Source organism: Actinoplanes sp. DH11, from assembly GCF_020873875.1.
GTDB lineage: Bacteria > Actinomycetota > Actinomycetes > Mycobacteriales > Micromonosporaceae > Actinoplanes.
Window position 1 is genome coordinate 85,195 of record NZ_JAHWGU010000005.1, and the last position, 13,485, is coordinate 98,679.

Sequence of the window (13,485 nt, forward strand, 5' to 3'; positions counted from 1 at the left end):
TCGGGCCAGCCCCTGGGCTTTACCTGCGGCCCCGGCGCTAAACCTGGGCCGCCGCGGGTTCACCGGCGCGGGGAGGTGAGGTGACCCGAGCCCCGGCGTTCCGCCAGGGCCTCCCGGAGCGGGCGGATCACGATGCCTTCCTCCTGCTCCATGCGGCGCCGGGCCAGCCGGCGGGTTCGCAGGATGCCGAGTACGCCGACCGCCGCGACAGCGAACTGCACCGACATCGCGACCCGGAAGTCGTCGATGTGATAGTCGGCACTGCCACCCGTACGGGCGTCCAGGATCAGCCCGATCAGCAGGATGGTGACGAGCGACGCCACGAAGCCGCCCACGTTGACCACGCCGGTCGCGGTGCCCAGCCGGTTCGGTGGGTTGAACGTCCGGGCGAAGTCGAAGCCGATCATCGAGCCGGGACCGCCCAGGCCGAGCGCGACGACAAGCACCACGAGCAGTGCCATGGGGGCGCGGCCGGGCCACGCGATGACCACGGCCCAGGCGGCCATGTTGGCGGTCACGATGCCGAGCACCAGCCAGGAGCGGCGCAGCGGGTACCGCTGGGTCAGCATGCCGAGCACCGGGCCGGACGCCATGCCGGTCAGCACGAACAGGATCAGCAGGGAGCTGGCGGCGCTCCGGCTCAGACCTTCGCCGGCGATCAGGAACGGTACGCCCCACATGAGCGCGAAAACCGTACCGGTGAACTGGGTGGTGTAGTGGGTCCACAGCCCCAGCCGGGTGCCGGGGTGCCGCCAGGCGGCGCCGAGGTCGGCGCCGAGCCGTCGCCAAGTGATGGCGTCGCCGCTGTTCAGCCGGCGTTCCGGGGTGTCGTGCAGGGCCGCGAACGCCACCAGCGCGACGAACACGCCGGCACCGGCGGCGCCCACGAAGGCGGTGGTCCAGCCGGGGCCGGCCAGCAGGGCGGCGAGTGGCACGGCGGAGAGCACCTGCCCGAGCTGGCCGACGATGCCGGTGACCTGGCTGAGCACCGGCACCCGTTTCGCCGGGAACCAGCGCGGCACCAGGCGCAGCACGCTGATGAACGTCATCGCGTCGCCGGCGCCGACCAGGATGCGGGCGACGACCGCGCCGGACACGTCGTCGGTGAACGCCATCACGCTCTGCCCGGCCACCATCAGCAGGGCGCCGGTGAACACCAGGCGCAGCGAGCCGAACCGGTCCAGCAGCACACCGACCGGGATCTGGAGGCCGGCGTAGACGAGCAGCTGGAGCACGGCGAAGCTGGCGAGCGTGCTCGCGCCGACGTCGAACCGGTGCTGCGCGTCGAGACCGGCCACGCCGAGCGACGTGCGGTGCAGGACGGCGACGACGTAGGCGGCGAGTCCGGCGGACCAGACCGCCCAGGCCCGGGACTGAGGGCGCAGGGGCATGGTCCGCCTTTCTTCGAGCAGTGGTCGTCCGGTCAAGCCTTTCTCGCGGATGCCTGACACAGCAACGTGCGCTTGTTCACTGCCCACTCACGGGTGATCACCGGCTCACTTACCCAGCAGGTGCCGGTCCAGCCACTCGATCACGGCCTGGAGGTACTCGGCCCGCGACGACCGGTGCAGCAGCTCGTGCCCCTCGTCGGGAAACAGCAGGTACCGGTGCTCGACACCGCGCTCGGCCAGGGCGGCCACCACCTGCTCCGCCTCGATCAACGGCACGTTGCTGTCGTTCTCGCCGTGCACCACCATCAGCGGCGCCCGCAGCCGGTCGATGCGGTGCAGGGGCGACAGGTCGCGCAGCAGGTCGGCGTCGTGCACCGGGTGGCCGTACTTGCTGACCGCGGCCGCCGCGATCCACGGCTCGGTGTGCTCGTAGAAGGTCGCGAAGTCCGACATCCCGCACACGTCGACACCGCACGCGAACAGGTCGGGGAACGTGACGAGCGACGCCAGCGTGAGGTAGCCGCCGTAGGACCGGCCCATGCACCCGACCGCGTCGGCGATCCCGGCCGCGCGCAGATGCTCCACGCAGGTCCGGACGTCCTCGATCGCGGCGTAGCGCCGTCCGACGTTGTCCGACTCCCGGAATGTGCGGCCGAAGCCCGACGACCCGCGCACGTTGGGCGCGAAGACGGCGATGCCGCGGTTGACGAGCGACTGGAAGAGCGGTCCGTGACCGGGGCGTTCCTGGGCTTCGGGGCCGCCGTGCAGCCAGAGTACGGTCGGGTGCGGCCCGGGCGTGCGGGGCGTGAAGAGCCAGCCGGTCAGGGGGAGCCCGTCATGCGCCGGGAAAGTCTCCAGCGTCGGCCGGACCGCGTCGGGCGCGGCGGCCTCGGCGGAGACGGCGCGCACCTCCCCGGTCTCCCGCGACCACACCCAGACGCCGTGCGGCTGCCCCGGGCCCTCGGCCGTGAACGCGAGCGCCGAGCCGTCGAAACTCCACGCGAGCTCACTGATCACCAGACCGGGCAGCGGCGAGATCACCTCCACGCGCGGCACCCCGGCGTCCCGGCCGGCATGGTCGAGGTCGATCAGCGCGACCTCCGACTCGCCGCCGCGCACGTTCCACAGAACAGCTGCGGTACGGCCATCGGCCGTGACCGCGAAACTTTCGATCTCCCCGGGGCACGCGGCGACCGGCTGGGCGGGGCGCGAGCGGGCGGCCCCGCCCCCGGCGGCCCCGGCAGCGGCGGCCCCGGCAGTGCCGGGCTCGGCGGCGGGACCCGCGGGCGGGACGTCGGCCAGGGCTTCCACGGCGTCACCGGCGATCCTGATCAGGACCGGGAACTCGCCGTCCTCGCTGCGGGCGTAGACGCATCCGCCGCCCGGGCTGAACACGGCCTGCTCGCCGCGGGTGATCGGTTTCTGGTCGCCGCCGGCCAGGTCGCGCAGGACGATGTCACGGTTGCCGCGGGGCCCGTACCGCAGCAGCGCGAAGCGCCCGGCCGGGTCCACGTCCAGGAGCGAGAGCAGGTCGCCCGGGTCTCCCGACGCGGTGGCCCGGGCGACCACCGTGCGGGTGCCGGCGACCACGTCGATCAGCACGGCCGCCGTCAGATTCTCGGTCACCGCGAGCACCGGCCGGCCGGGCAGCCAGCGCATGTTCTCCGCGGTGTCCGCGCCGAAGCCGGCGACCTGGTGCAGGTCCGACCCGTCCGGCCGGACCAGCCACACCTCGTGCCGGGGCGCGCCGCCGGGAGTGATCTCGCAGGCCAGCCAGCCGCCGCCGGAGGACCAGCGCACCGCGGTCACCGGCTCGGGGCCGGTGTCGACCCGGAACGTCAGCTCACTGCCGACCGGCTGCACCCAGACGGCCGGGACGCCGCCGCGGTCGGAGACGTACGCCATGTGCCGGCCGTCCGGGGACAGCGCCGGCGACCAGTTGCCGGCGACCTCGGACTCGGTCCGTGGGCCGTCCGGGTGGCTCCAGCCCACCGGCAGCACAGTGACGTCGACACGGTTGAGCTGACCACCCATGCAAGAACCCTCCCAGACCCGCTAGATCCCGTTGTCCTGTAGCCACATCTCCAGCAGCGCGAGCTGCCACAACTGATTCGCGCCGAGCGTGGTGCGCGGCGTGTTCGGGTCGGCGAGAAGAGCCTCGACGTACTCGCTCCGGAACAGCGCCCGCTCCCGGGCCGCCGGCGCGTGCAGCGCGTCGCGCACCTTCTCCAGCATCGGGCCTTCCAGGTGCCGGATGCCGGGCACCGGGAAATATCCCTTCGGCCGGTCGATGACCTCGTCCGGGACAAGCCCGCGGGCCGCCTCCTTGAGCACCCCCTTGCCGCCCTGTGCCAGTTTGACCTCGGGCGGGCAGGCCGCCGCGAACTCCACCAACTCGTGATCCAGGAACGGTACGCGTGCCTCCAGCCCCCACGCCATAGTCATGTTGTCCACCCGCTTGACCGGATCGTCGACGAGCATCACCTGCGAGTCGAGACGCAGTGCCGCATCGACCGCGGTGGTGGCTCCGGGCCGGCCGAAACTTTCCGCGACGAACTCCCGGGAGACGTCCCGGTCGACGAGCCACCGCGGGTTCAGCTGCCGGGCCAGGTCGGCGTGCGGGCGGTCGAAGAACTCCTTCGCGTACGCCTCGACGGCCTGCTCGCGGGGCACGCCGGCGAGCGGCGGGTACCAGCTGTAGCCGGCGAGAATCTCGTCCGCGCCCTGCCCCGATTGTACGACCTTGACCTGCTTCGAGACGTCCTCGCTGAGCAGGTTGAACGCGATGCAGTCGTGGCTGACCATCGGCTCGCTCATCGCCGCCACGGTCCGCTCGACCGCCGGCAGGAACCGGTCGTGACCGATCTTGATCTGGTGGTGCTGGGTGCCGAACTTCCGTGCGATCAGGTCCGAGTACGCGAACTCGTCGCCGCTCTCCCCGCCGGCCGCCTCGAAGCCGATGCTGAACGTGGTGAGCCCGGTCTGCCCCTGCTCGGCGAGCAGCGCCACGATGAAGCTCGAGTCCAGGCCGCCGGAGAGCAGCACCCCGACGGGCACGTCGGCGACCATCCGGCGTTCCACGGCGAGCCGCAGCTTCTCCCGCAGGGCCTCCGCCCACTCGTCCGCGGAGAGATCGAGGGTACGGGTGAACGACGCCTCCCAGTAGACCCGCTCCGTCGACGTCCCGTCCGCCCGGATCACCCGGACCGTCGCCGGCGGCAGCTTGCGCACCCCGGAGAGGATGGTCCGCGGCGCCGGCACCACCGAGTGGAACGTCATGTAGTGGTGCAGCGCGACCGTGTCGATGGTCGTGTCCACGCCGCCGGCCGCGAGCAGCGCCGGCAGGGTCGAGGCGAACCGCAGCCGCCCCGGTGTCTCGGCGAGGTAGAGCGGTTTGATGCCGAGCCGGTCCCGGGCCAGTGTGACGGTCCCGGTGTCGTGCTCGGCGATCGCGAAGGCGAACATCCCGAGGAACCGGGTGACGCAGTCGGCCCCCCAGCGGTGGTACGCCTTCAGGATGACCTCGGTGTCCGACGTGGAGACGAACTCGTAGCCGTACCCCTGAAGCTCTTCCCGCAGCTCGCGATAGTTGTAGACGCAGCCGTTGAACACCACGGTGAGTCCGAGCCGCTCGTCCGTCATGGGCTGCCGCCCGGCCTCGGAGAGGTCGATGATCCGCAGCCGCCGGTGTCCGAAAGCGATCCGCCCGTTGTTCCAGGTGCCCTCGCCGTCCGGGCCCCGGGATTCGAGGCACGGCAGCATCCGGTGGACCGCTTTGGTGTCCGCGGCCCGGTCGCCGAAACACAGCTCGCCGGCGATCCCGCACATGAGATTTCCTCCCCAGTTCGATGTCTTTTCCAGTGATCGGCGAAACGTCCGGCCGGGCGACGCCCGGCGCCCGACGGTCAGCCGAGAAGCGACGGTCAGCCGAGAAGCCAGGTGTCCTTCGAGCCGCCACCGCGCGACGAATTGACGATCATGCTGCCGGCGGGTGCCACCCGGGTCAGCGCCGCCGGCGCCACCGTCGAGTGCGTGCCGGTGAACACGAACGCGCGCAGGTCCACGTGCCGCGGCGCCAGCCGGTGCCCGTCGAACACCGGGTGGGTGGAGAGCTGCACCAGTTCCTGGGCCACCCAGCGGTGCGGCGCGGTCTGGATCTGCCGGCGCAGCGCGTCCAGTTCGTCGGCGCTCGCGTGCGGGCCGATCACGATCCGGTCGCCGCCGTAGCCGTCGACCGGCTTGCAGACCAGCTCGGCCAGCCGGGACAGCACCTCCACCCGCTGGTCCGGGATGCCGCACAGGTAGGTCGGCACGTCCGCGAGGGTCGGCTTCTCACCCAGGTAGTACTCGATCATCTTGGGCACGTATGCGTACACCGCCTTGTCGTCGGCGACGCCGTTGCCGAGCGCGTTCGCCAGCACCACCGTGTCCGCGTGCAGGGCCGCCACCAGGCTCGGGCCCAGCGGCATGCCGTCCGCGCCGGGCGAGTGCACCAGGCTGTCCTCGCTCATCCGCAGGTAGATCACGTCGACCGGGTGCCGGTGACCGTCCCGCAGCCGCCACACCCGGCCCTCGTCGACGAAGAGCTCGGTGCTGCGCACGACCGGCACGTCCATCGCCTCGGCGAGCATCCGGTGCTCGAACCAGGCCGAGTCGTCCGGGCCCTGGCTGAGCACCACGATCCGCGGCTCGTCGGCCGCCGCCGGACCGGCCGCCTCCCGGAGCACCCGCTTCAACAGCTTCGGGGTGTCCTCCACCGACAGCAGCGCCGCCGGCCGGGGCACCTCGGGCAGGACGCTCCAGGTCAGACGGCGGTTCTGCATGGCGTACGCGATCCCGGACGGCACCCGCAGGTTGTCCTCCAGCACACACCAGGAACCGGTCGTGCCGTCCCGGACCAGGTCGACGCCCGCCACCTGGGCGCGGATCGCCCGGCGCGAGATCAGGGCACCGCTGGCCCGCAGCTCCGGCGACCCGTTCACCACCCACTCCGGCACCACGCCGTCGGAGACGATCTGCCGGTCGCCGTACACGTCGTTGAGGAAGGCGTTGAGCGCCTGCACCCGCTGCACCAGCCCGGACCGCAGATGCGCCCAGTCGTTCGCCGGCACGATCCGCGGCACCAGGTCGAACGGGAACAGCCGGGTCGCCGCCTCCCCGGCCACACTGAACGTGATGCCCCGGGCGCGCTGCTCCTCGTCCCGGGCGTCCTCGCGCTGCCGCAGCCCGGTCGCCCCGAGCGAGGTCAGCACCGGCAGCATCCCCGCGTAGGCCGGCGCCACCCGGCCGTCCGGGAACGCCTCGTCGCCCGCGGCCCCGTAGGTCTCCAGCCGGACCGGCGGCGGCATCTCGGCCGGGCCGGCGCCGACCGGACCGCCCCGGGTGTCGGTGACGAGCATGTCCACCACGTCGGCAAGCCGCCCGCGGCGGGCCAGGGCGCGCCGCTGGCGTGCGGCCGAACTACCGCGGCTCAGCGCGCGCAACGACAGGTCGAAGACCTGGTCCCAGTCGCCCAGTTCCTCCAGTTGCGGGCGCAACCCGGCGATCAGCCGTTCCACCGCGGCCGCCGCCGGCACCGGTATCGGCGACCGGGGCAGGTCCAGCAGGTCGCCCTCCAGACCGGACCGCGCGGCCCGCCACATCGCCGCCCGGTGCAGCGGCGGGCGCAGGGCCGGCAGCGGGACGCCGGCCCGGTGCTCCTGGCGGGCCCGCAGCACCAGGGCGCGGAAGACGCCGGCGATCAGGACGACGGTCTCCACGTCCGGGCTCGCGTCGGTGACCCGCAGCTCCACGGTGGGCACGTGCGCGGACGGCCGGACGTCGAAGTAGACCATCTTCGGGTCGCTGATCGTCCCGGACGCGATCAGGTCGCTGACCAGTTCGTCATGCTCGGCGGCGGAGAGCAGCTGCCCGCTGTCACCGGCGGTCGGCCAGCGCATCCACACCAGGGAGCGGACACTGGCGTACCCGGAGTCCTCGCCCATCCAGAACGGCGAGCTGGCCGAGAGCGCCAGCAGCACCGGCAGGACCGGCGCCACCCGCTGCGTCACCGCGACCGCCTCGTCGCGGTCCGGCACACCGACGTGCACCTGGGTGCCGCAGATGAGCTGCTCGCGGACGAGCATCTGGTATTCGTGCAGCATCCGCTGGTACCGGGTGGTCGGCGTCACCGGCAACCGGTCCAGGTCCACGAGCGGAACCGTTCCGGCGGCGACCAGCCCCAGGCCGAGCGACTCGGCCACGGCGATCGCCGTACGCCGCCGCTCCGCGATGCCGGTCCGCAGACCGTCCAGGGTGGCGCTCACCGGGGTGTTGGTCTCCACGACCGAGCGGTGCAGCTCGGCGGAGAAATGCGCGGCGTCCAGGCGGTCCAGGATCTCCGGGGCCTGGGGTACGAGTTCCCGCGTCGAGAGGTCGACGACGTGCAACTCCTCCTCCACACCGAGGGTGAGACCGGCGCCTGCGTCGGCTGCCTCCACCCGTTCCGTCCGTCGCACCGGCTCGTAATCGCCGGGACTGGGTGCCTGAAGGGACTCCGTCATCGATCGCCTCCATGAGTTCCGGCAAAGGGGGTCCGTGTCCGCCGGAGCTTTCCCATCTGATGTAGCGAATCTGTGACGTGCCCGTTTCGCGCGCCGGTCAAGCATGACGATCGAACTCGTCACGCGATCTTCATCCCGGCCCTGTGCTCGTCCGGCTTGTTCGGCCGACCGGCCCGCCCCCGCCGAGCCGGCGATGTGTAACCTCGGCCGGTGGCGCCCCACAACCCACGGAGGTCCTGATGAGCAGCGTCCCGACCGGCAACGTCGTGGTAATCACCGGATCGGCCGGCCTGATCGGGTCCGAGGCGGTCCGGCACTTCGCCGGGCTCGGCATGGACGTGGTCGGCGTCGACAACGACATGCGTGGTTACTTCTTCGGCGCCGACGGTTCCACCAAGTGGAACCTGGAACGGCTCACCAGCGAGGTGGGCGCGCGGTACACGCACCACGGCATCGACATCCGCGACCGCGACGGCCTGGACAAGCTCTTCGCCGGCCTCGGCAAGAACATCGGCCTGGTCATCCACGCCGCCGCGCAGCCCAGCCACGACTGGGCCGCCCGCGAGCCGTTCACCGACTTCGACGTGAACGCGGTCGGCACGATCAACATGCTCGAGGCGACCCGGAAGCACGCGATCGACGCGCCCTTCATCTTCACCTCGACCAACAAGGTCTACGGCGACCTGCCGAACTCGCTGCCGCTGATCGAGCAGGACACCCGCTGGGAGCTGCCGGCGGACCACAAGTGGTACGACGGGATCGACGAGACCATGTCGATCGACCAGTGCCTGCACTCGGTCTTCGGGGCGTCCAAGGTCGCGGCCGACGTGATGGTCCAGGAGTACGGCCGCTACTTCGACATGCCGACCGCGGTCTTCCGGGGCGGCACGCTGACCGGGCCCGGGCACTCCGCGGCGGAGCTGCACGGCTTCCTGGCGTACGTGATGCGCTGCGTGATGGAGCAGCGGCTCTACCGGATCTTCGGCTACAAGGGCAAGCAGGTCCGCGACGCGATCCACTCCAGCGACCTGGTGTCGGCGTTCGAGGTGTTCCACCGGGCGCCGCGGGTGGCCGAGGTCTACAACATGGGCGGCGGCCGCACCTCCAACTGCAGCGTCCTCGAGGCGTTCCAGATCGCGTCCGGGATCGCCGGCGTCGAGGCCCGCACGGAGTACGTGCCGGAGAACCGGGTCGGCGACCACCAGTGGTGGATCAGCAGCACCGCCCGGTTCGAGGAGCACTACCCGGACTGGAAGGTCAAGTACGACGTCCCGATGATCCTGCGCGACATGTACGAGTCGAACAAGGACGTCTGGAAGGCCTGACAGTCCCGCCGTCCCGCCGTCCCGCCGTCCCGCTTCTGAGCCGTGGCTCGGGCAGAGCGTTCCCCTGGGGAACCTGCCTGGCCACGACTCTGCCGTTCGGTGCGCACGGAAGGGCCGTGGGGGTGTCCCTATGGCCCTGTCCAAGCAGCCGCAGCGAGCTCTCCCGCCGGTTCGCGCTGATGGCCGGCTCCTGCCGCCGGTTCGTACTGATGACGGGCTTTCCACCGATTCGTACTCATGGCTGGCTCCTCCCGCCGGCTTCGCGCTGATCGCCGACTCATCCACCTGTTCAGACCGATAGCCGGCTCATCTGCCTGTTCGTACTTAAAGCGGGCTATTCCGTCGGTTCGACCTGGTAGCGATCGCTTCTGCCGGTTCACACTGGTAGAAGGTGCAGGTGCGGCGCGGGCCCGGCGGCGGCCGGGCGCTGACCCCGGCTGCCGACCCCGGGCGCTGACCCCGGGTGCTGACCCCGGGTGCTGGCCTGGGTGCGGCATCCCGGGTGCCAACCCGGGTGCGGCGCAAGCATGGCGCGCAGGATGTCGACGCGGCGGCGGGTAGGAACGCGGCGCCGGGTGAAGCCGATGAGTGCGGCGTGGTGTTGCTTGCCCTCGCCTGCCCGCATGAACTAGCTGCCCTCGGCCGCGTTGGGTCCGCGGCCGTGTTGATCTGCTAGCGCTACGAAATCGCTGTGATCAAGGGCTTGAAACCGCGATTTCGTAGCGCTAGCAGATCAACTTCTCGACGGGGACGCCGCGTCTGGCGCCACTGGGCCCGAACGGGGACGCGGCGTTGATGCGTGGGCGGCATCGGCTGGACGGCGATCAGGGAGGGACGTCCGCCGGGGCGTAGCGCGGTTGGCGGCGTGCCGTGGGGCAGCGGTGGGCGCATGCGGTGGGTGGTGGTGGGCACGCGGTGGCGGTGGTGGGCGCACGCGCGATGGGTGGTGGCGCAGGCGCGGTGGGTGGTGGCCACGCGGTCGTGATGCTGGGCCCGCGCGGTAGGTGGTGGTGGGGCGCCTGGGTGGTGGGCGTACGCGCAGTAGGTGGTGGGGCGCCTGGGTGATGGCGCGCGCAGTAGGTGGCGGGGCGCTTGGGTGGTGGGCGCACGCGCGATGGGTGGTGGGTCCGGCGGTGGGGGGTGGCCGCGCGGAGGTGGTGGTGGGCGCACGCGCGGTGGGTGGTGGCCGGCCAGGCGGTGGTGCTGGGCGAGGTGGGTGGGCCAGCGGTGGGTGGGCCAGCGATGGGTGGGCCAACGGTGGTGGTCGGCGCACGGACTGTGATGGCGGCGCTTGGTTGGTGGTGGGGGCAGGCGCGGTGGGTGGTGGCCGGCCAGGCGGTGATGCCGGGCCAGGCGGTGATGCCGGGCCAGGCGGTGGTGGGCCAGCGGTGGGTGGGCCAGCGGTGGTGTTGGGCGCACGGATTGTGATGGCGGCGCGCTTGGTGGGTGGTGGCGCAGACGCGGTGGGGGTGGGCTGCGGGGCGGTGTGTGCGGCTCTGGGCCGGTGGAGTCGGCGACTGGGTTCTTGGGGGCGGTCGGCGGGAGTTTTCGTGTAGAACTCGCCGCGAGGGTTGTTGGGGAACTTTCGGGCGCTGACCGGGGAAACCGGCGAGATTGCTGTGGAACGGTCCCTGAGCGGCAGGTTCTCCGGGCTGGAGGCGTTTCTGCGGGAAGATTTCCATCAGGTGCGTGGCATGCATGATCCATAACTTGCTGGGATCTCGCTGAGTGCCAGGCGGCAATTTGCTGTGTTTACGGGGTAAGGGCCGGTTGCGTAATGACCCGTTAATCATTATTCGGTATTTTGCTGAAATGTCCGACTTGACGCAGTTGTTGCGCCGGGACTTGCCGGCGTCCATCGTCGTGTTCCTGATCGCCATTCCGTTGTCGCTGGGAATCGCAGCGGCATCCGGAGCCCCGCTTCTGGCAGGGTTGGTCGCCGCGGTTGTCGGCGGCATCGTGGCGGGCGCCTTGGGTGGCGCTCCGCTCCAGGTGAGCGGCCCCGCGGCCGGTCTCACCGTGATCGTCGCCGGAGCCGTGGCCGACTTCGGGTTCGCCGGCACGGCCGCGATCGTCGCGGTCGCCGGTCTCCTCCAGATCCTGCTCGGCGTCTCCCGCCTGGGGCGCGCCGCCCTCGCCCTCTCGCCCGCCGTCGTGCACGGCATGCTCGCCGGGATCGGCCTGGTCATCGCGCTCAGCCAGGTGCACGTGATGCTCGGCGGCAGCCCGCAGAGCTCTGCCTGGCACAACCTTCGTGACCTGCCCGCCCAGATCGTCTCGCACCACAGCGTCGCGGCGCTGCTCGGTGTACTCACCGTGGCGATCCTGATCATCTGGCCGCGCGTGGTGCGCGTGTCCATGCTTCCCGCCGCCCTGGTGGCAGTGGTGTCGATGACGGCCCTGGCCGCCGCGATCGGCGCCGACGTGGTGCGGGTGAACCTGCCCGACGACCCGCTCGCCGGCCTGATCACGCCCGCCTGGCCGGACGCGCCCCTGCGGGAGATCACCGTGGCCGTCATGACGATCGCCCTGGTGGCGAGCGTCGAGTCGCTGCTCTCGGCGGTGGCCGTGGACCGGATGCACGAGGGCAAGCGGGCCAACCTGAACCGCGAACTGGTCGGCCAGGGAGCCGCCAACACGGTTTCCGGCCTGCTCGGCGGCCTGCCGGTGACGGGGGTGATCGTCCGCAGTTCGACGAACGTGGCGGCCGGTGCGCGTACCCGTGCCTCGGCGATCCTGCACGGTGTCTGGATCGCGCTGTTCGTGATCTTTTTCGCCGGGCTGCTCGAGACGATCCCGATGGCGGTCCTCGCGGGCGTGCTGATCGTGGTCGGGTTGCGGTTGATCAGCCTGGCCCAGATCCGTACCTACGCGCGGCACCGGGAACTGCCGGCCTACCTGGTCACGGCGTTCGGCGTGGTCTTCACGGACCTGCTGACCGGTGTGGCGCTCGGCATGATCACGGCGGCGCTGTTCATCCTCTGGCGGCTCACCCGGTGCGAGATCCGCACGGTCGAGCGGTCGCCGGGGGACTGGCTGGTCACGATCACCGGGACGCTGGCGTTCGTCGAGTCGGCGCGGCTCACCCGCGAGTTCGGCAAACTGCCGGCGGGTGCGAAGGTCGACGTCGAGCTGCACCTGGACTACCTCGACCACGGTGCGTTCGAGACGATCAAGGACTGGCAGGAGGCTTACGAGCGTGGCGGCGGCCGGGTCCGGATCCGTGAGGTGCACGACTCCTGGTTCTCGCAGGCGCTGTCCGGGCGGCTGGGCGGCGGCAAGCGTACGCCGCGACCGACCACGCCGCGGCTGCTCGGATCCTGGTCGCGCTGGCAGGGCATCGACCACCAGCGCCGGGACGCCATGGCGGCGGGGATCGCCGAGTTCGAGCGTTCGGTCGCGCCCCTGGTCCGGCCGGAACTCGCCGACCTGGCCCGGGACGGGCAGAATCCGGAGCAGCTCTTCATCACCTGCGCCGACTCGCGCCTGGTGCCGAACCTGATCACGGCGAGCGGGCCGGGTGACCTGTTCTGCGTGCGCAACGTCGGCAACATCGTGCCCCGGCACGGCTCGGCGGACTCGTCGGTCGGCGCCGCGATCGAGTACGCGGTGGACGTCCTTGGCGTCACCACGATCACCGTCTGCGGCCACTCCGGCTGTGGCGCGGTGCGGGCGCTGGTGAGCCAGGCGACGGCCGCCGGGCCGGACAGTGCGGATCCGGCCGGGCCGGGCGGCACCGCACCGGACGAGCCCGCCTCCGGGCTGGGGAACTGGCTGGCGCTCTCCGGCGTACGGTTCAGCGACTCCGGTGACGAGGCACGTTGCTGCACCGACAACGTGGTGCAGCAGCTGGCGAACCTGCGCAGCTATCCGACCGTCCGGGCTGCCGAGGCGGCCGGCCGGCTGCGCATCACCGGGATGTACTTCGACCTGGCCGAGGCCCGGATGTACGCGGTGGACCCGGAGTCGGGCGCCCACCCGCTCATGACGCCCGCCGGCTGGGAGAGCGGGGTACCCGCCGGAGACAGTGCCGGCCGGGGGGACGGTGCTGACCGGGGGGACGGTGCCGGCCACGGGGACAGTGCCGGCCACGGGGACAGTGCCGGCCACGGGGACGGTGACGGTCCCGGTCGCGGGGACGGCCCGGGCCGGGAGAAGCAGGAAGGCGACCGGCTGACCGGAGCCGCCGCCTGACAGGCGGCGGGATCGCCGCACGGACGCCGAGCG

General features: G+C 71.6%; 6 protein-coding genes. 2 read left to right on the forward strand and 4 right to left on the reverse strand.

Annotated features, from left to right (window positions below; translation table 11 throughout):
• Positions 1 to 59: 59 nt before the first annotated feature.
• From LPA41_RS09195 to LPA41_RS09210, 4 genes are all read right to left on the reverse strand, one after another.
• The gene (locus tag LPA41_RS09195) at positions 60 to 1,391 is read right to left on the reverse strand and encodes a nitrate/nitrite transporter (RefSeq protein ID WP_229069586.1); all 1,332 of its coding nucleotides are present in this window, start codon (positions 1,389 to 1,391) and stop codon (positions 60 to 62) included.
• A gap of 105 nt (positions 1,392 to 1,496) precedes the next feature.
• A complete protein-coding gene (locus tag LPA41_RS09200) occupies positions 1,497 to 3,425 on the reverse strand; it encodes a prolyl oligopeptidase family serine peptidase (RefSeq protein ID WP_229069589.1) in 1,929 nt (642 codons plus the stop codon).
• Positions 3,426 to 3,446: 21 nt separating this feature from the next.
• Positions 3,447 to 5,219 carry an N-acetylglutaminylglutamine amidotransferase gene (locus tag LPA41_RS09205; RefSeq protein WP_229069591.1) on the reverse strand — a complete coding sequence of 591 codons (1,773 nt, stop codon included), beginning with the start codon at positions 5,217 to 5,219 and terminating at the stop codon, positions 3,447 to 3,449.
• 95 nt (positions 5,220 to 5,314) lie between these two features.
• Entirely contained in the window at positions 5,315 to 7,933 is a 2,619-nt protein-coding gene (locus LPA41_RS09210; protein WP_229069593.1) for a carboxylate--amine ligase/circularly permuted type 2 ATP-grasp protein, read from the reverse strand.
• A 239-nt stretch (positions 7,934 to 8,172) separates the two neighbouring features.
• On the opposite strand from LPA41_RS09210, the gene LPA41_RS09215 reads away from it, so the two are divergent.
• Both LPA41_RS09215 and LPA41_RS09220 read left to right on the forward strand, forming a co-directional pair.
• On the forward strand, positions 8,173 to 9,258 hold the full coding sequence (locus LPA41_RS09215; RefSeq protein ID WP_229069595.1) for an NAD-dependent epimerase/dehydratase family protein: 1,086 nt from the start codon (positions 8,173 to 8,175) through the stop codon (positions 9,256 to 9,258).
• A 1,812-nt stretch (positions 9,259 to 11,070) separates the two neighbouring features.
• Positions 11,071 to 13,452 carry a bifunctional SulP family inorganic anion transporter/carbonic anhydrase gene (locus LPA41_RS09220; protein ID WP_304523755.1) on the forward strand — a complete coding sequence of 794 codons (2,382 nt, stop codon included), beginning with the start codon at positions 11,071 to 11,073 and terminating at the stop codon, positions 13,450 to 13,452.
• Positions 13,453 to 13,485 lie beyond the last annotated feature (33 nt).